At 64.9% G+C, this 16,842-nt stretch carries 19 protein-coding genes; 12 read left to right on the forward strand and 7 right to left on the reverse strand.

Translation table 11 applies throughout. The features are described 5' to 3' along the window. Nucleotides 1–4: 4 nt before the first annotated feature. On the reverse strand, nt 5–472 hold the full coding sequence (ruvX, locus tag ACCQ00_RS14450; protein WP_039573835.1) for a Holliday junction resolvase RuvX: 468 nt from the start codon (nt 470–472) through the stop codon (nt 5–7). Beyond that, nucleotides 465–1,031, reverse strand: coding sequence for a YqgE/AlgH family protein (locus tag ACCQ00_RS14455; RefSeq protein ID WP_017158999.1), 567 nt, complete (start codon nt 1,029–1,031; stop codon nt 465–467). The genes ruvX and ACCQ00_RS14455 overlap by 8 nt, the downstream gene beginning before the upstream one ends. 78 nt (nt 1,032–1,109) lie before the next feature. Between ACCQ00_RS14455 and ACCQ00_RS14460 the strand changes: the two genes are divergently transcribed. Genes ACCQ00_RS14460 through ACCQ00_RS14470 form a run of 3 tightly spaced genes read left to right on the forward strand, consistent with a single transcriptional unit; the run spans nt 1,110 to nt 4,468 of the window. After that, nucleotides 1,110–2,942, forward strand: coding sequence for a DUF4153 domain-containing protein (locus tag ACCQ00_RS14460; protein ID WP_039573832.1), 1,833 nt, complete (start codon nt 1,110–1,112; stop codon nt 2,940–2,942). A gap of 10 nt (nt 2,943–2,952) precedes the next feature. Beyond that, the gene (locus ACCQ00_RS14465) at nt 2,953–3,525 is read left to right on the forward strand and encodes a DNA-3-methyladenine glycosylase I (RefSeq protein ID WP_017157669.1); all 573 of its coding nucleotides are present in this window, start codon (nt 2,953–2,955) and stop codon (nt 3,523–3,525) included. A gap of 7 nt (nt 3,526–3,532) precedes the next feature. Beyond that, nucleotides 3,533–4,468 (forward strand): DUF72 domain-containing protein, encoded by a 936-nt coding sequence (locus ACCQ00_RS14470; RefSeq protein WP_017157670.1) that lies wholly within the window; start codon nt 3,533–3,535, stop codon nt 4,466–4,468. A 167-nt stretch (nt 4,469–4,635) separates the two neighbouring features. Here the strand turns inward: ACCQ00_RS14470 and ACCQ00_RS14475 are convergent, their stop codons facing one another. The 3 genes from ACCQ00_RS14475 to ACCQ00_RS14485 form a co-directional block, all read right to left on the reverse strand. Continuing rightward, entirely contained in the window at nt 4,636–5,310 is a 675-nt protein-coding gene (locus tag ACCQ00_RS14475) for a YitT family protein (RefSeq protein ID WP_039573830.1), read from the reverse strand. A gap of 505 nt (nt 5,311–5,815) precedes the next feature. After that, entirely contained in the window at nt 5,816–6,946 is a 1,131-nt protein-coding gene (locus ACCQ00_RS14480) for a PilT/PilU family type 4a pilus ATPase (protein ID WP_372353966.1), read from the reverse strand. A gap of 122 nt (nt 6,947–7,068) precedes the next feature. Continuing rightward, nucleotides 7,069–8,094 (reverse strand): type IV pilus twitching motility protein PilT, encoded by a 1,026-nt coding sequence (locus ACCQ00_RS14485; RefSeq protein WP_167763933.1) that lies wholly within the window; start codon nt 8,092–8,094, stop codon nt 7,069–7,071. A 418-nt stretch (nt 8,095–8,512) separates the two neighbouring features. Between ACCQ00_RS14485 and ACCQ00_RS14490 the strand changes: the two genes are divergently transcribed. From ACCQ00_RS14490 to ACCQ00_RS14520, 7 genes are all read left to right on the forward strand, one after another. Further along, nucleotides 8,513–9,205 (forward strand): YggS family pyridoxal phosphate-dependent enzyme, encoded by a 693-nt coding sequence (locus ACCQ00_RS14490; RefSeq protein WP_039573827.1) that lies wholly within the window; start codon nt 8,513–8,515, stop codon nt 9,203–9,205. 43 nt (nt 9,206–9,248) lie between these two features. Further along, a complete protein-coding gene (proC, locus tag ACCQ00_RS14495) occupies nt 9,249–10,103 on the forward strand; it encodes a pyrroline-5-carboxylate reductase (protein WP_039573824.1) in 855 nt (284 codons plus the stop codon). Nucleotides 10,104–10,659: 556 nt separating this feature from the next. After that, nucleotides 10,660–11,085 carry an HU family DNA-binding protein gene (locus tag ACCQ00_RS14500; RefSeq protein ID WP_017159922.1) on the forward strand — a complete coding sequence of 142 codons (426 nt, stop codon included), beginning with the start codon at nt 10,660–10,662 and terminating at the stop codon, nt 11,083–11,085. Between the two features lie 105 nt (nt 11,086–11,190). Then, nucleotides 11,191–11,832 (forward strand): M23 family metallopeptidase, encoded by a 642-nt coding sequence (locus tag ACCQ00_RS14505; protein WP_017157674.1) that lies wholly within the window; start codon nt 11,191–11,193, stop codon nt 11,830–11,832. 57 nt (nt 11,833–11,889) lie between these two features. Beyond that, nucleotides 11,890–12,231, forward strand: a complete 342-nt coding sequence (locus tag ACCQ00_RS14510; protein ID WP_003489901.1) for a DUF3861 family protein — start codon at nt 11,890–11,892, stop codon at nt 12,229–12,231. Between the two features lie 47 nt (nt 12,232–12,278). Beyond that, nucleotides 12,279–12,821 (forward strand): hypothetical protein, encoded by a 543-nt coding sequence (locus tag ACCQ00_RS14515; RefSeq protein WP_039573820.1) that lies wholly within the window; start codon nt 12,279–12,281, stop codon nt 12,819–12,821. Nucleotides 12,822–12,876: 55 nt separating this feature from the next. Further along, nucleotides 12,877–13,473, forward strand: coding sequence for a YceB family lipoprotein (locus ACCQ00_RS14520; protein ID WP_372353967.1), 597 nt, complete (start codon nt 12,877–12,879; stop codon nt 13,471–13,473). Between the two features lie 114 nt (nt 13,474–13,587). Here ACCQ00_RS14520 and ACCQ00_RS14525 read toward each other — a convergent pair whose 3' ends face one another. Further along, complete coding sequence (locus tag ACCQ00_RS14525) at nt 13,588–14,130, reverse strand: type 1 glutamine amidotransferase domain-containing protein (RefSeq protein ID WP_039573814.1); 543 nt, start codon at nt 14,128–14,130, stop codon at nt 13,588–13,590. A gap of 101 nt (nt 14,131–14,231) precedes the next feature. Then, nucleotides 14,232–14,699 carry an SET domain-containing protein gene (locus tag ACCQ00_RS14530; RefSeq protein ID WP_003487757.1) on the reverse strand — a complete coding sequence of 156 codons (468 nt, stop codon included), beginning with the start codon at nt 14,697–14,699 and terminating at the stop codon, nt 14,232–14,234. 172 nt (nt 14,700–14,871) lie between these two features. Between ACCQ00_RS14530 and ACCQ00_RS14535 the strand changes: the two genes are divergently transcribed. Next, nucleotides 14,872–15,330, forward strand: a complete 459-nt coding sequence (locus tag ACCQ00_RS14535; RefSeq protein WP_003487759.1) for an SUF system Fe-S cluster assembly regulator — start codon at nt 14,872–14,874, stop codon at nt 15,328–15,330. Between the two features lie 15 nt (nt 15,331–15,345). After that, nucleotides 15,346–16,803, forward strand: coding sequence for a Fe-S cluster assembly protein SufB (gene sufB, locus ACCQ00_RS14540; protein ID WP_017157679.1), 1,458 nt, complete (start codon nt 15,346–15,348; stop codon nt 16,801–16,803). Nucleotides 16,804–16,842: the final 39 nt, after the last annotated feature.

A 16,842-nucleotide genomic window follows, 5' to 3' on the forward strand; every position in this document is an offset into this window, starting at 1 on the left:
GGAGTCAAGGAAGAAGGGTGGCCTGGTCGGGCGCGGCCAACCAGCGTTCGACGATCACCGCCGCGGCCATCGCATCGAGCGCTTCGGCATCGCGGCGGCGCTTGCGCCCATCGGCACGCTCGCGCGCGAAACGCTGCGCAGCCTCAACCGAACTGGAGCGCTCGTCGATCAGCACAACCGGTCGCGCGTAGCGCTCGCGCAGCTGGCGGGCGAACGCGTGTGCGCGTTTGCGGGCGGGTTGGTCCTTGTCGTCCAGCGTGAGCGGGTCGCCGACCACCAGGCCATCCGGTTGCCATTGCTTGTAGACGCGGTCCAGCGCAACCCAGTCCGGGCCGTTGGCATGCACATTGATCACGGCCACCGCGCGCGCGCCGGCACCGAGCGCGGTTCCGACTGCCACGCCGATCCGGCGCGACCCCACGTCGAAGCCCAGCACCGTGCCATCGGGGCGAATCGCGCCCGCCTCAGGCATGCCCGGAATAATCCGTGAGCCGGAACAGGTCCACGCCGATGCGCCCGGCAGCGGTCTGCCAGCGATCTTCCAGCGCGGTCGCAAACAGCACATTGGCATCCGACGGCGCGGTGAGCCAGCTGTTCTCGCCCAGCTCGAATTCCAGCTGGCCGGCGCCCCAACCCGCGCAACCCAAGGCGACCAGCGCATTACGCGGGCCGTTGCCGGCCGCCATCGCTTCGAGGATGTCGCGCGAGGTGGTCAGGAACACGCCCTGCCCCACTTCCAGGCTGGAATCCCATTCGCGCGCATCGTCATGGATCACGAAACCGCGCTCGGGATGCACCGGCCCGCCGCTGAGCACGACCTGCTCGCGCAGCGGCTCGTCGTCGGTGTCGATGCCCATCTGCGACAACACTTCGCCCAGGGTGTATTCGGAGGGCCGGTTGACCAGCACGCCCATGGCGCCGTTCTCGTCGTGCTGACAGATCAGCGCGACGCTGCGCGAAAAGGTGGGGTCGGACAGCGCCGGAAGCGCAATCAGCAGTTGGTTGGCCAGAGGCATGGGCAAAACGGACATGGCCGCATTCTAGCCGTTCGCTTCGCCGCGCGCAGAGCCGCTGCCATACTTGGCGCCTGACGCCGCCAAGGACCGACGATGCCGACCACACCCGCCGCCGCACTTGCCGATACGCCACTGCCCCGCCAGACCCGCGCCTGCATCGTACTTGTCGCGCTGCTGCAGGGCTGCCTGCTGTATCTGGCCGCATGGGGTGAACAACAGGGCGTGCGGCCGTTCAACGAACTGGGGGTTCGGATCTGCTGGTACACCCTGGTGTTGACCGTACCCAGCCTGGTGCTGCTGAGTCTGCAGCATCTGCGCGATTGGCGCCTGTGGCAGCACGTGGCCGTCAGCACCCTGGTGCTGGCCGCCCTGGCCAGCTGGGCGGCGTGGAGCGCCACAGGCGCGCCAGCCCTGCAGACTGGCGAGGTGCTGTGGTCGTTCACTTTTACCGTCACGGTCGGGTGGTTCGTCGCCCTGCCCTGGCTGCAGCACCGGCAACGGCACGGCCATTGGCGGGCCGGCTACCACGATCTGTTTGAATTTGCCTGGCAGAACGCGCTGACCCTGGCACTGGCGCTGCTGTTCGTCTGGGTGTGCTGGATGGTGCTGTGGTTGTGGGCCAGCCTGTTTGCACTGGTCAAGATCATGGTTTTCCGGGAACTGTTCCGCGAACAGGCCTTCATCTATCTGGCGACCGGCATCATCGCGGGGCTGGGCATCCTGATCGGGCGCACCCAGCACCGCGCGGTGCAGGTGATGCGGCAGATCCTGTTCTCGCTGTGCACTGGCCTGCTGCCGTTGCTAGCAGGCATCGCGCTGCTGTTCCTGCTGGTGCTGCCGTTCACTGGGTTGCAGGCGCTGTGGCAGACCCGTTCGGCGGCGTCGATCCTGCTGAGCCTGGTGTTCGGGCTGGTGCTGTTCACCAATGCGGTGTACCGCGATGGCAGTGTGCAGCCGCCGTATCTGCGCTGGCTGCGTCGGGTGGTCGAGGCCGGCCTGGTCAGCCTGCCGCTGCATGCGGGGCTGGCGGCCTATGCGGTGGCGTTGCGTATTGCGCAGCACGGCTGGACCAGCGAGCGTCTCTGCGCCGCGTTGCTGGCCGTGCTGGCGCTGGGATACGCCCTGGCCTACGCGTTTGCGGTGCTGCGGCCACGCGCCCACCGTTGGCTGCCGCATCTGGCCAGCGGCAACAAGACGCTGTCGTGGGTGGTGATCGGCCTGGCGATCCTGGTCAACACCCCGTTGCTGGACCCGTACCGCATCACTGTGCGTAGCCAGATGCAGCGGCTGGCCAACGCCACGCCCGACGCCGTGAACACGAACCTGGAGTTTCTGCGCTTCGAGAACGGCCGCCGCGGCTATCTAGCGGTGCAGTCGCTACGCCAGGACCCCACCTTTTCCGGCGACGCGGTGCGCAAACAGAAGCTGGAGCGGCTGCTGGCACGCACCACACGCTGGAGCGACGATGAGGACCCCGAGCATCCGCAGACCAAAGAACTGACCGACCTGGCCCAGGTCCGTACGCATGTGACCGTGGCGGCGGGCAAGGCAGAGCCGCCTGCGGATTGGTGGAACTATCTGATGACCTCGACACCGCGCCTGCAGGATCGCGGGGAGTGCACGCAGAACGACAGCAACTGCGTGGTCAGCAGCGACGACCTCGACGGCGATGGCAAACCCGACGTGCTGTTGTGCAATGTCAAAGGCGAGTATGCGATCGACTGCGTGCTGCATGCACGCAACCAGCAGGGCTGGTACCAGGCAGGCACGACCCGGCTCTATTCCGGCAGCGTCAACGCCCAGAATGCATTGCGCGAGGCCCTGCGCAACGGCCAGATCCAGACACAGCCACCCCGCTGGCCGGACCTGGTGCTTCCGGGCGACCGCCGCATCAGCATCAAACCGACAGAAGAAGGCATCAGGTAGATCCGTTGCCATGAGCAGCTATTGCAGCATCGCCCCAGGCCATCCGGTCCATGGCCACTACCACGATCACGAGTACGGCTTTCCGCAGCGCGACGAACGCGAGTTGTTCGAGCGGCTGGTGCTGGAGATCAACCAGGCCGGACTGAGCTGGGAAACCATCCTGCGCAAGCGCGTCAATTTCCAGAAGGCCTACGACGGCTTCGACGTGGACACTGTTGCGGCATATGCCGACCAGGACATCAGCAGGTTGATGGGCGATGCCGGCATCATCCGCAACCGTCTCAAGGTGCTGGCGGCCATCCACAACGCACAGGTCATCCAGGCGCTACGCGCCACGCACGGCGGCTTCGCGCAGTGGCTGGACGCCCACCACCCGCTCGACAAAGCGGCCTGGGTCAAGCTGTTCAAGAAGACCTTCCGTTTCACCGGCGGCGAAATCACCGGCGAGTTCCTGATGAGCCTGGGCTACCTGCCCGGCGCACATCACGCCCGGTGCCCGGTGTTTGCGCAGATCCGGGCACTGGCGCCGCCCTGGCTGCAGGCGCAAAAGCCGGCGAAAACGCGCACGGTCCAGCGCGGCTAGACACCTCTTGCACGGCGTACGCGAAATGCTCGTGCGTATGGCTATTCGCATCGGCATTTCCGGTTGGCGTTATGCACGCTGGCGCGGCACGTTCTATCCGGTTGGCCTGGCCCAGCGGCGCGAGCTCGAATACGCCGCGGGCTGCTTTCCCAGCGTGGAAATCAATGGCTCCTTTTATTCGCTGCAGCGCCCAGACAGCTTCCAGCGCTGGCATGACGAAACGCCCGAGGACTTCGTGTTTTCGGTCAAGGGCCCGCGCTTCATCACCCATATGAAGCGCCTGCGCGATTGCGAGCAGGCGCTGGCCAACTTCTTCGCTTCCGGAATATTGCGGCTGGGCGCCAAAATGGGCCCGATCCTGTGGCAGCTACCGCCGACACTCCGGTTCGATGCCGCGCTGCTGGACGCATTTCTAGGCAGCCTGCCGCGCGATAGCGAGGCCGCGTTGGCGCGGGCGCGCCAGCGCGATACCGCGCTGATGCAGGGGCGCAGCGCCCTGGCGATCGATCGCCAGCGGCCGATCCGTCACGCATTGGAAGTGCGTCACGACAGCTTCTGCGATCCAGCCTGCATGCGCCTGCTGCGGCGTCACAATGTCGCGGTGGTGGTCGCCGACACCGCAGGGAAATTCCCGTACCTGGAGGACATCAGCGCCGATTTCGTCTATGTGCGCCTGCATGGCGATGCGCAGTTGTACGCCAGCGGCTACAGCGACACCGCACTGGATCGCTGGGCAGCACGCATCGCCGCGTGGGCCGACGGAGCCGAACCGCACGATGCAGCCCGTGTCGGTGCACGCGCCCGCAAACGCGCAATGCGCGATGTGTACTGTTATTTCGACAACGACATGAAGGTGCACGCGCCGTTCGATGCGCGCGGATTGATGCAACGCCTGCAGTTGCCTACCGATTGCCCGGCACGCGAAAACATCGAGAACCGCTGACAAACGACGGCGCGTGGCGCCAGGCGGGCCTGGCCGGCGCGCGGAAAGCGGCATGCATCGCTGGAACGCTGCGCTTGCGGGGGAAGTCAGCCGATCCCGCTGACAGCTGGCCGCGACATCGTCTTCGCCGCTCCCGGACGTGCCATGCCAGCGATCTTCGGCCCGCGTCACACACCCATATACCGGTGCGGGCGGTGATTGAACATCAGCACCAGACTCAGCATCAGGGCACCGATGGCCGAATACAGCACCTTGTCCGGGGTCAGCACGAAGAAGGCGACCAGCATGAGCATCGCATCGAAGCTCATTTGCACCTTGCCCGCGCTCCAGCCACGCTCGCGCTGCAGGTACACCGCCAGGATGCCGATGCCGCCCAGGCTGCCGCGGTGGCGAATGAAGAACAAGATCCCCAGGCCAGACAGCGCGCCGCCGACGATCGCCGAAAAGGCCGTGCTCATGTGCGCATAGTCGGCCCAGCGCGGCAGCAGGTTGGTCAGCACGCCGCACGCGCCGACTGCCGCGAAGGTCTTCAGGGTGAATTCCCACCCCATCCGGCGCACGCTGAGCCAGTAGAACGGCAGATTGACCAGCACGAACACCAGGCCGAAATTCCAGTGCAGCGCGTAGTGCAACAGGAAGGCCACGCCGGCCATGCCGCCGATCATCAGCCCCCCCTTGGCGAAGATGGCCAGACCGAGCGATGCCACCAGGGTCGCCAACACCATGCCTTGCGCATCCTCAGCCACCGAATGATGGAAGGCGTGATCGTCGGCGGCAGTCCCGGCCGAATCCGGCGGAGGCGTGAGCGGGCCGGCGGTGACCACGGCACCACCGTCGGGCAAGGGTTCTTGCTCCGGTCGCAGATCGGAATCGGGAAGGCTCACGGGCTTGGGCACTGCAGTGGGGTGCGATATTAGACACTATCGACCCATCCGGTTACATCTGAAACCGGGCCGACGCCTCGCAGGCTCGCTGCGTGACCGGGGCACCTGGGCCGGCGGTCGACCGCCGCCCTCCTCCGCAGCAACCGGGCATGCCGGGGCGGCGCGGCAAAGGTAGGGCCGGGCTCCTCGATCGTCGGCAGATGCGCGCACGACGCGAGCCGGACCGTCATTTTCCTCGGTGCGCCCAGGCGCTCCCTCCGCTCGGCGGACAGGGCCGCGTGGTCGGTGCGATCCTGGCGCAACGCTGGCGGCCACGCCGGGCATGAATTGGCAGCCACGCGCAGACGCGCTGGCGCCGCCGTGGGGCCAGCAGGTCAGCGCCGTGCATGTCTGGTCAGATCCCCGCGCTTGCGACCCTTCGGCACAGGCACTCCGTGCACGCGGACGCCGAGGCGCGCAGCACTCAGCGCACTTCGGAAATTTCCACTCCGTCCAGGCCCTGCGACAAGGTCTTGGCATCGCCGCCCTGCGAGAGTTTGATGCGCAGACGCACTTCGTTCTGCGAGTCGGCGTAGCGCAACGCGTCTTCGTAGCTGATTTCGCCGGCCTGGTAGAGCTCGAACAGGCTCTGGTCGAAGGTGCGCATGCCCAGGTTGGTGGACTCCTTCATGATCTCCTTGAGCTTGTGGATCTCGCCGTCGCGGATGTAGTCCTGCACCAGCGGCGTGCCCAGCATGATTTCCATCGCCACGCGGCGGCCGCGGCCGTCCGGGGTCGGAATCAGCTGCTGCGCGACCACGCCATTGAGGTTGAGCGACAGGTCCATCAACAGCTGGTTGCGCCGATCCTCGGGGAAGAAGTTGATGATGCGGTCCATCGCCTGGTTGGCGTTGTTGGCGTGCAGCGTGCACAGCACCAGGTGGCCGGTTTCGGCGAAGGCGATTGCATGGTCCATGCCTTCGCGGGTGCGCACCTCGCCGATCATGATCACGTCCGGCGCCTGGCGCAGGGTGTTCTTCAGCGCGTTTTCCCAGCTGTCGGTATCGATGCCGACCTCGCGCTGGGTAATGATGCAGCCCTCGTGCTTGTGCACGAATTCGATCGGGTCTTCGATGGTGATGATGTGCCCGGTCGAGTTCTGGTTGCGGTACCCGATCATCGCCGCCAGCGAGGTCGACTTACCGGTCCCGGTGGCGCCGACGAAGATGATGATGCCGCGCTTGGTCATCGACAGTGTCTTGATCACCGGAGGCAAGCTCAGCTCGTCCACGGTGGGGATGCGCGTTTCGATCCGGCGCAACACCATGCCCACCTGGTTACGCTGGTAGAAACAGCTCACACGAAAACGCCCGACCCCGGACACGCCGATGGCGAAATTGCACTCGTGGGTCTTTTCGAATTCCTCGCGCTGCGACGGCGTCATCACGTTCAACACCAGGTCGCGGCTCTGCTGCGCGGTCAACGGCGTCTGCGTGATCGGGCTGATCTTGCCGTGCACCTTGATCGCCGGCGGCATCCCCGAGGTGATGAACAGATCCGACGCCTTCTGATGCGCCATCAGCTTGAGGAAGGAGGTGAAGTCGATGGTGCTCATGGCGTGCTCCCTCGGAGCCGGGAATGGGGAATCGAGAAACGGGAATTGGAGAAGCCGGGCAACGGACTCGGTGACGGGAACGCGCTTTTGCGATTCCCCATTCCCGATTCCCTATTCCCGAATCACTCGAATATCCGCTTGTCCTTGGCGTACTCGCGGGCCTGGTTGCGCGTGATCAGGCTGCGCTTGACCAGGTCCTGCAGATGCTGGTCCAGCGTCTGCATGCCGTATTGCTGGCCGGTCTGGATCGAGGAATACATCTGCGCCACCTTGTCCTCGCGGATCAGGTTGCGGATGGCCGGGGTGCCGACCATGATTTCCCACGCCGCCGTACGGCCGCCGCCGACCTTCTTCAACAGCGCCTGCGAAATCACTGCGCGCAGCGATTCGGACAGCATCGAGCGCACCATCGGCTTTTCGCCGGCCGGGAACACGTCGATGATGCGGTCGATGGTCTTGGCCGCCGAGCTGGTGTGCAGGGTGCCGAACACCAGGTGGCCGGTTTCCGCCGCGGTGAGCGCCAGGCGGATGGTTTCCAGGTCGCGCAATTCGCCGACCAGGATGATGTCCGGGTCTTCGCGCAGCGCCTCGTTGAAACCGTGGGTGTCGCGGTGCACCTCGCGCTGGTTGATCAGGCACTTCTGCGAGGTGTGGACGAATTCGATCGGGTCCTCGACGGTGAGGATATGCCCGTACTCATTCTTGTTGATGTAGTCGATCATGCCGGCCAGCGTGGTCGACTTGCCCGAACCGGTCGGGCCGGTCACCAGGATCAGGCCCTGCGGCTGGTCGATCAGCTGGCGGAAGATCGGCGGGCAGCCCAGGTCTTCCAGCGTCAACACTTCGGAGGGAATGGTACGGAACACCGCACCGGCACCGCGGTTCTGGTTGAACGCGTTGACGCGAAAACGCGCCAGCGACGGAATCTCGAACGAAAAGTCGACCTCGAGGAATTCCTCGTAATCGCGCCGCTGCTTGTCCGACATGATGTCGTACACCAGCGCGTGCACCTGCTTATGGTCCAGCGCCGGAATATTGATGCGACGGACATCGCCATCGACACGGATCATCGGCGGCAGCCCTGCAGACAGGTGCAGGTCCGATGCCTTGTTCTTGACAGAAAACGCCAATAGTTCAGCGATATCCATGCGCTGCTTTTCCCCTAGGCTGCGATTGGAAGGTACTCCCCGGCCGGCAGTATAGCGTTCTGGCTGCCGGCGGGAAGCAGCCCCGTCGCCGGTTCAGGTCGGCCGCGACGCGCCTGACTGAAACCTTTGCCTTTCGCCCGGCTGCGGAACTGCCCAAGGCCGAACGGCTGGTGCGCGGTGGCATCAACGAATGCTGGCCGAGCGCAGCGCTGGCCCGAGCGTCGCCGGTCGCGCTGCCGTCAGTGCGTGTCGCGCCGGGCCCCGGCCGGACGTGGGGACGGTCGCCCACCTTGCTTTCAAACACTCCTCTAAATACGCGCAGCGCCGGCGCCTCGATACAGGCGCGCGGCAGCCCCCAACTGGATGGAAGCGTCCGCGGGCGGCACTATAGCGCTCCCGCCTTTCTCCGGAATGCCACGTGCCGGCTTCGTCGCTGCAGCAGATTCTCGATGCCATCCACGCCGCAGCGGCCGCACACGCGCGGGCCGACGTGCGGCTGCTGGCAGTCTCCAAGACCAAGCCGGCTGACGCCGTCGCCGCCCTGGCCGCGCAGGGCCAGCGCGCCTTCGGCGAAAACTACGTGCAGGAAGCCGATGCCAAGATTGCCCAGTTGCGTGCGTTGGGTTTGGAATGGCATTTGATCGGCCACCTGCAATCCAACAAGGCCGAACTGGCGAGCCAGTGCTTCGATTGGGTACAGACGGTGGATCGCGCCAAATTGATTCCACTGCTGGCGCGCCACCGCCCGGACGACCGCGCGCCGTTGAATGTGTTGATCCAGGTCAACATCGACGACGAGGACAGCAAGCATGGCTGCGCACCCGAAGCGATCGACAGCCTGGCCGACGCGATCGCCCTGCAACCGCGTCTGCAGCTACGCGGACTGATGGCGATCCCTGCCCCGTTCCCCGATCAGGCACGACGCCAGGCCGCGTTCATGCGCATGCAGTCGCTGTTCCAGCAGCTGCAAGTCCGTTATCGGCAGGTGGACACCTTGTCGATGGGCATGAGCGCGGATTTCGCCGAAGCGATCGCGGCCGGCGCCACCATGGTGCGGGTGGGTACGGCGTTGTTCGGTGCGCGCGATCAGGCGCCGGCCGCCTCTGCCTGATCGCATCGCCTCCTACATCGATTCGTCTTATCAAGGTGCCGCAATGAACACACCTGCTTCGTCTTCGTCCTCGTCTTCCGCTGCGACGTCCATCGCCTTCGTCGGCGGCGGCAATATGGCGCGCAGCCTGATTGCCGGGCTGATCCGGCAAGGCACGCCGGCTGCCAGCATCCGCGTGGCCGAGCCGGTGGCCGATCTGCGCAACGCCTTGGCGCGCGACTTCGGCGTGCAGGTCGTCGAGGATGCGCGCGCCGCTGTCGATGCGGCCACGACCTGGGTCTTGGCGGTCAAGCCGCAGGTCTTGCCAATGGTGTGCGCGCAACTGGCCGACCTTGCGCAGGCACAACAACCGCTGCTGGTTTCCATCGCGGCCGGCATCACCGCCACGCAGCTGCAGCGCTGGTCGGGCGGCGACATCGCGGTGGTTCGTGCGATGCCCAACACACCCGCCCTGCTCGGCGCCGGTGTCACCGGGCTGTACGCCAACGCGCGCGTGTCCGCGGCGCAACGGCAACAGGCCACCCAACTGCTGGGTAGCGCCGGCGTCACCGTCTGGATCGACGACGAAGCGCAGATGGATGCGGTGACCGCGGTTTCCGGCAGCGGACCGGCCTATGTCTTCCTGTTGGCAGAAGCGATGGAAGCTGCCGCGCAAGCACACGGCCTGCCCGCCGCAACCGCGCGCACCCTGGTGCTGCAAACGCTGCTCGGCGCCGCACGCATGCTCACCGAATCGGGCGAACCACCGGAGGCCCTGCGTCGCCGCGTGACCTCGCCCAACGGCACGACCCACGCCGCCATCGAGACGTTCCGGGCCGGCGGCTTTGAAGCCCTCACCGCCCAGGCCATTGCCGCAGCGACCGAACGCGGCCGCAGTTTGTCCGCTGCCAATGACTGATTGAAACGCGGCGGCGTCTGCATGTCGCGCGGCACCTTCGCGCGGCGCGCACGGCAAGACGAAAACGATTCGAACATCTGCGCAAAGCGCCGCGCCAGCGCCTGGATCGCCGGAAGGTGGATGCAGGGCGATACGGCACCGAGGGCTGCGTCGCGCCCAAAAACCGCTCCATTTGCCGGACCTGCAACGCGCGTCCAGGTGTGCAATCGATGGCAGCCATCTCGTCGGCGCGTGGGCCCCGTTACGTGCATCCTCCAACAAGGCTGGCCTTATCGGCTGGCTGCATCGTCCTCACGGATGCGCGTTGCGGCCTTTGCTCGCGCAAACGATCTGCTGCTGTGCGTCAGACCTGCAGCGAACGTGCGCATGGCACGGGCAAGCCGATGCGTTTTGTCCGCTTTTTCTGCCGCTGGTGAACGAATCCCCGTCGAAAGATGCTTTTTTCGTGCTGTTTCATCGTTTGCCTATTGGCGGCGCGCAGCAGTTGCCCTACATTTCGCGTTGCCGACTGGGTCGGCAGACCCAACACCACCAACGAATACGGAACACATCACTCATGGCAAAAACCGCCGCTAAGAAGGCTGCCCCCAAGAAGGCAGTGAAAAAGGTCGCCGCGACCAAGACCGCAAAGCCGGCCAAGGCCGCTGCTGCCAAGTCCGCTGCGCCCAAGCCGATCAAGGAAGCACTGAGCAAGACCGGCCTGGTCGCGCACATTGCCGAAAGCACCCAGTTGGCTCCGAAGGACGTCCGCTCCGTGCTGGCGTCGCTGGAAGCCACCGCACACGCCTCGCTGAGCAAGAAGGGCGTCGGCAGCTTCACCATCCCGGGCATGCTCAAGCTGACCACCGTGCACGTGCCGGCCAAGCCGAAGCGCAAGGGCATCAACCCGTTCACCAAGGAAGAGCAGATCTTCGCCGCCAAGCCTGCGACCACCAAGCTCAAGTCACGTCCACTGAAGAAGTTGAAGGACGCGGCGCTCTAATCGAGCACGCATCCTGTATCACGAAGACGGCCTGCGGGCCGTCTTTTTTTGCGCTCGCTCCGCAGAGTGCAGCACATACCGCTCATCGGCACTGCCCTACCCTGCATGCTGATTCGCCATCTGCAGGTGCCCGTGAGCGGTCCGTCGAACACCCTGCCATCGTCGCCACGCCGAGCGTCCACACCTAGCCCCGCGCGTCGGCTGCGCAGCATTGTTGTCTCCATTGCGCTGTTGTGCGTGCTGGCGGTGGCCGCGCGTTGGGCCTGGCAGCTGCCAATCGCCCATGAGCTCCGTACCAGTTGGGAGCTGTCGCAAATGCCGCCGCCTGCGCAGTTGCATGTGCCGGTGGAAGGCGTGCGTGCGCGACAGATTGCCGACACCTTTGGCGCACCCCGCGGCCGCGACCGCACGCATGCGGGCGTGGATATCTTCGCGCCACGCGGTACGCCTGTGGTGGCCGCGACGCGCGGCGTGGTCAGCGCCATCCGCGACCAGGGCCTGGGCGGAAAGCAGGTCTGGCTGCTGGGTCCGGCGATGGAACGGCATTACTACGCGCATCTTGACGATTGGGCTGCCGGCCTAGCAGTAGGCGATGTGGTCGAGCCCGGCACCCTGCTCGGCAAGGTCGGCACCACCGGCAATGCGCGCGGCACGCCGCCGCACCTGCACTATGGTGTCTATGGACGCAACGGTGCGTACGATCCGCTGCCACTCCTGCGCAAACCTGCCGCTCGGCCAGCAAACTGAGCACGTTGGAACACTGCGTCATGGGCCGCCCTATCGAGACGATTGCGTCCTACGCCTATGGTGAGCACAGCCCAGAACGACGCGACCCATATGTCCCGCAAACGCTATCGCATCACGGTCACGCCGATCGAAAACGACGGCCGCCCTTGTGACGACCGCTGCACCATCGAATTCGAACAACGTTCGCGCGCCGATTGGATGCGGCTACTGGAAGAACTGCACCTGCGCCGCGACCTGAGCAGCGACGAATGCGCGGCATTGACCGTAGGCTCGCAGTTGCTGGAAGACCTGGCGGCCCGCCCACGCGCCCAGCCCAGCGATGCGCTGGACGCATTGCGTCCCAAACTGCAGCTGCTGCTGGAACGCCTGCAGCGCGTGCACCCCGCCACCGGCGCCTGAAGACGCATCGCCGCACGTACCCGCTACACTGCGCACCTCGGGGCGCCATGCGCTTGATGGGAATGCTCGTTGTCGCAGCCGCACTTTCCGGTTGCAGCTGTCATCGCACTGGCGATCCGCAGGCAAATGACGCGTCGGCGACGCACGTTGCGAGCGCACCGCGCCCGCGCGATGACGCCGCTGCCGACACCACCGCCGCATCACCTAACCCTGCACCTGATCCCACCGATCCCATGACGCTGGCCAACTACGCGCAAGCAAGCGCCACCGTTCAACGCTACCTCGGCGCATTGCCGGGAGCGGCGCGCGCGCAGGCCGATGCCTTATGGACCGGCGGTCGCCCTCCCCCGGTGCCGGACGATGCGGCCTTGCGTGCCATCGCCAATATCCAGTCAATGCGCATCAACAACGACCCGCCCTTTGCACTGGATCAGGCGCAGCCACCACAGCGTATCGAAGTGCCGGTGCAATTGACGGTACGCACCACCACCGGCACCCAACGCCTGGTCGGCGCATACCGGCTGCAACCTCGGGCCGGCAGCGATGGCTGGGAAATCTATTCGGCCACGCTGCAGCCGGTATTGCGCTAACCCGTGGTTCACCGGCGCCGACTAAGGTGATGTCACCTGTTGCCGGAGTCACTCGATGAAACTGCGTTCGCTTGCCGGATCCATGCTCGCCCTCGCCTTGGCAATGCCCATCACCGGCGCCTGGGCTGCGCCGCAGATCCAGGGAAAACAGATCAGCGTGCAGGCCAGCGACCTGCAGCAGTATCTGGGTGGCCGCTTCCCGCAGACACACGACACGCTGGGCGGGCTGATCGCCATGACGGTCAGCAACCCGGCGCTGTCGTTGCCGCCAGGCAATCGGCTGAAGATGGCGTTCGATCTCGCCGTAGCGACCGCAGGCGGCGCTCCCGCACCGGTCGGCAACGTGACCTTGACTAGCGCACTGCGCTATGACGTGGCCAAGCAGGGCTTTTATCTCGACCAACCCAGCATCGACGACTTCCGCCCCGCTTACGCCGGCGCAAAGCTCGACCACAGCACGCGGCAGCTGCTCAATACCTGGCTGGCCGACTACGCGCGCAAGGAGCCGATCTACCGGATCGATCCGGCCATTGCGTCGATGATGGGTGCGGTGCAGGTGGAATCGGTCGGCATCCAGAACGGGCGGGTTGCGGTCAACTTCAACCAGAACATCGAGCAGCTGGTGCCCGCGGCAGCGCTGTCCGGGAAGTAGGCCTGCTTGGTATTCGCGTCGGTGACGCTATCCGTGCAATGCTCCACACTGGAAGACCCGACGCATCCGCGCCGGGTCTTTCTTGTCTCAAGCTGATACGGGCCCGTGAGGAACCTATGCAGCCAGGGCCTTGGCCACGGCTGCGGCGAACGCAGGAATGTCGTCCGGCTTGCGGCTGGTGATCAATTGGCCATCGACCACCACTTCGGCATCCTGCCAGCGCGCACCGGCGTTGATCAGGTCCGTCCTGACCGACGGCCATGAGGTGACCTTGCGGTCGCGGACCAAATCGCTTTCGAGCAACAACCACGGTCCATGGCAGATCGCTGCCACCGGTTTTTGCGCGGTCGAAAACGCACGAATGAACGCGATTGCCTGTTCGTCGGTCCGCAGCGTGTCGGGATTGAGCACACCGCCAGGCAACACCAATGCGTCGTAGGATTGGGCCGTTGCCTGAGCAAGCTGCCGATCGACCGTTACCGAATCGCCCCAGTCCGTGTGATTCCAGCCGCGAATCTGCGCGCCATCTCCGGGCGCGATCACCTCGACCTTGGCGCCCCAGCTTTCCAGCAGGCGCTTGGGTTCGGTCAGTTCGGATTGCTCGAAGCCATCGGTAGCCAGCACGGCGACGGTCTTGCCAGAGAGCGAATAAGACATGAGGGGCTCCTCGAAAAGAAGCCCAAACCCTAGGAATTACGCCGTTGCGCAGTTGTGAACCGATGTGTGCGTGGCGTCAGTGCGCGCCACGCTCCACGTGCTCAGCGCTTGGGTTGCAACATCGTTCCGGTGCAATTCTTCGAGCCGCACCGGCATTCCCAAATCTTCTTCAGGCGCGGCGTATGACGCTCGGCGAGGGTGATGCCGTAGTTGTAGGTGAGCTCTTCGCCGGGTTTGATGTCGCGCTTGGCCTCGATGAAGATCTTGTCCTTGCGGCGGTCGTCGCCCTCGGCTTCTTCGATCACCGCCTCGCAATTGGGATCGCAGCTATGGTTGATCCAGCGCGCGACATTGCCTTCGTAATTGGCGTCCAGCACGTAGTCGTCGCTGAGCGTGAATAAAAAGGTATGTCCGCTCTCCACATCGCCCGTGTCGTCGGCATCCACCTCGGCATGCGTGCGCAGCCGCCCCTTGTATTGAATGATGCGCTCGCCCTTGCGGAGCGGGGCGAGGGCGAACATGCCATTGCCGTGGATACGAGACTTGCGGGCGGCAACTTTGCGCGACATGTAGGGGTCCAGTGATGGGGCCGCTCATTGTGACCGCAGCGCGCCAATGCGCCAAGCACAAGCGCAGCATGCGCCGCAACGGGCCACGCTTGCCGGCGGCTGAACCACGCCGTTGGCCCCGCCCTGCTGGAAAGAGTACAATTTCGGTCCGCTTTAGAATTCCGCCTTCCCCATGCTGCGCGTCACCAAACTCACCGATTACGCCACCGTGGTGCTGACCGTCCTGGCGGCACGCTGCGATCAGGTGCTCAGCGCAAGCGAATTGGCCGAACAGGCTGGCCTGGAAGCACCGACTGTCAGCAAGATTCTCAAGCCATTGTCGCAGGCAGGCCTGGTTGAAGGCCTGCGCGGCGTGCACGGCGGTTACCGGCTCGCGCGCGCCGCCAGCGACATCACCCTGGTGGAGATCGTCGAAGCGATGGAAGGTCCGTTGGCGATCACCGAATGCAGCCAGGACCACAGCCAGTGCGGTATTGCGCAGCGCTGCGGCGTGCGATCGAACTGGCGCCTGATCAACGACGTGGTCGGCGATGCCTTGCGTCGCGTCACGCTCGCGCAGATGTTGCAGCCCCTCTCTCTCCCTGGCGACACCCGTCGGCGTTCCATCGCCGCACGCGTCGCGACCACCTGACCTGTAGGCAGCCCAATGGCCACCGAACTTGCTCCTCCGCAGAATGCGCAGATCCTCGAACGGCTGGGTCGACGTTACGACGCCGGCTTCATCACCGAGATCGAATCGGACTCACTCCCGCCCGGCCTGGACGAAGACATCATCCGTGCGTTGTCGGCCAAGAAGGACGAGCCGCAATGGATGACCGACTGGCGTCTTGAGGCCTATCGCCACTGGCTGAAGATGCCGATGCCGGAGTGGGCGAAATTGCAGATCGCGCCGATCGACTTCCAGGCGCTGAGCTATTACTCCGCACCCAAGGGCCCGAAATACGCCTCGTTGGACGAGGTGCCCAAGGAATTGCTGGACACCTACGACAAGCTGGGTGTGCCGCTGCACGAGCGCGCCAAGCTGGCCGGGGTCGCCGTGGATGCGGTATTCGATTCGGTCTCGGTCGGCACCACATTCCGCAAGGAGCTGGCCGAAAAGGGCGTGATCTTCTGTTCGATGTCCGAGGCCATCAAGGAGCACCCGGAGATCGTCAGGCAGTACCTGGGCAGCGTGGTACCGGTGGGCGACAACTACTTTGCCGCGCTCAACTCGGCCGTGTTCTCCGATGGCAGTTTCGTGTTCATCCCCAAGGGCGTGCGTTGCCCGATGGAATTGAGCACTTACTTCCGCATCAACGCCGGCCATACCGGCCAGTTCGAGCGCACCCTGATCGTGTGCGAAGACAAGGCCTACGTCTCGTATCTGGAAGGCTGCACGGCGCCGATGCGCGACGAGAACCAGCTGCACGCGGCGGTGGTCGAGCTGGTGACGCTGGAAGATGCAGAAATCAAGTACTCGACCGTGCAGAACTGGTACCCGGGCGACGAGGAAGGCCGTGGCGGCATCTACAACTTCGTTACCAAGCGTGCCGAATGCCGTGGCGCGCGCAGCAAGGTGACCTGGACCCAGGTCGAAACCGGCTCGGCGATCACCTGGAAGTATCCGTCCTGCGTGCTGATTGGCGACGATTCGGTGGGCGAATTCCATTCGGTCGCGCTGACCCACCACCGTCAGCAGGCCGACACCGGCACCAAGATGATCCACATCGGCAAGCGCACCAAGAGCAAGATCGTCAGCAAGGGCATCAGTGCTGGACGTGGTCAGAACACCTATCGCGGCCAGGTCAAGGTGGACCGCAATGCCGACGGTGCACGCAACTACACGCAGTGCGATTCGCTGTTGATCGGCAAGCAATGCGGCGCCCACACCTTTCCCTATATCGAGGTGAAGAACCCGGGCGCCACCGTCGAACACGAGGCCACCACCTCCAAGATCAGCGACGACCAACTCTTCTATTGCCGCGCGCGTGGCATCAGCCAGGAAGACGCGGTGTCGTTGATCGTCGACGGCTTCTGCAAGCAGGTGTTCCGCGAACTGCCGATGGAGTTCGCGGTGGAAGCCAAGAAGCTGCTGGAAGTCTCGCTGGAAGGCAGCGTCGGCTGACGCTGCCTTAGAGATTCGGCATTGGGGATTGGGGATTCG

The organism is Xanthomonas sp. NCPPB 3761 (genome assembly GCF_041475705.2).
Taxonomy (GTDB): Bacteria; Pseudomonadota; Gammaproteobacteria; order Xanthomonadales; family Xanthomonadaceae; genus Xanthomonas; species Xanthomonas phaseoli.

What these genes read in the sequence shown, in the direction of transcription:
- ruvX (WP_039573835.1), bottom strand. Translation starts at nt 472, where the DNA reads ATGCCTGAGGCGGGCGCGATTCGCCCCGATGGCACGGTGCTGGGCTTC.
- ACCQ00_RS14455 (WP_017158999.1), bottom strand. Translation starts at nt 1,031, where the DNA reads ATGTCCGTTTTGCCCATGCCTCTGGCCAACCAACTGCTGATTGCGCTT.
- ACCQ00_RS14460 (WP_039573832.1), top strand. Translation starts at nt 1,110, where the DNA reads ATGCCGACCACACCCGCCGCCGCACTTGCCGATACGCCACTGCCCCGC.
- ACCQ00_RS14465 (WP_017157669.1), top strand. Translation starts at nt 2,953, where the DNA reads ATGAGCAGCTATTGCAGCATCGCCCCAGGCCATCCGGTCCATGGCCAC.
- ACCQ00_RS14480 (WP_372353966.1), bottom strand. Translation starts at nt 6,946, where the DNA reads ATGAGCACCATCGACTTCACCTCCTTCCTCAAGCTGATGGCGCATCAG.
- ACCQ00_RS14485 (WP_167763933.1), bottom strand. Translation starts at nt 8,094, where the DNA reads ATGGATATCGCTGAACTATTGGCGTTTTCTGTCAAGAACAAGGCATCG.
- proC (WP_039573824.1), top strand. Translation starts at nt 9,249, where the DNA reads ATGAACACACCTGCTTCGTCTTCGTCCTCGTCTTCCGCTGCGACGTCC.
- ACCQ00_RS14500 (WP_017159922.1), top strand. Translation starts at nt 10,660, where the DNA reads ATGGCAAAAACCGCCGCTAAGAAGGCTGCCCCCAAGAAGGCAGTGAAA.
- ACCQ00_RS14505 (WP_017157674.1), top strand. Translation starts at nt 11,191, where the DNA reads ATGCTGATTCGCCATCTGCAGGTGCCCGTGAGCGGTCCGTCGAACACC.
- ACCQ00_RS14510 (WP_003489901.1), top strand. Translation starts at nt 11,890, where the DNA reads ATGGTGAGCACAGCCCAGAACGACGCGACCCATATGTCCCGCAAACGC.
- ACCQ00_RS14515 (WP_039573820.1), top strand. Translation starts at nt 12,279, where the DNA reads ATGCGCTTGATGGGAATGCTCGTTGTCGCAGCCGCACTTTCCGGTTGC.
- ACCQ00_RS14520 (WP_372353967.1), top strand. Translation starts at nt 12,877, where the DNA reads ATGAAACTGCGTTCGCTTGCCGGATCCATGCTCGCCCTCGCCTTGGCA.
- ACCQ00_RS14525 (WP_039573814.1), bottom strand. Translation starts at nt 14,130, where the DNA reads ATGTCTTATTCGCTCTCTGGCAAGACCGTCGCCGTGCTGGCTACCGAT.
- ACCQ00_RS14530 (WP_003487757.1), bottom strand. Translation starts at nt 14,699, where the DNA reads ATGTCGCGCAAAGTTGCCGCCCGCAAGTCTCGTATCCACGGCAATGGC.
- ACCQ00_RS14535 (WP_003487759.1), top strand. Translation starts at nt 14,872, where the DNA reads ATGCTGCGCGTCACCAAACTCACCGATTACGCCACCGTGGTGCTGACC.
- sufB (WP_017157679.1), top strand. Translation starts at nt 15,346, where the DNA reads ATGGCCACCGAACTTGCTCCTCCGCAGAATGCGCAGATCCTCGAACGG.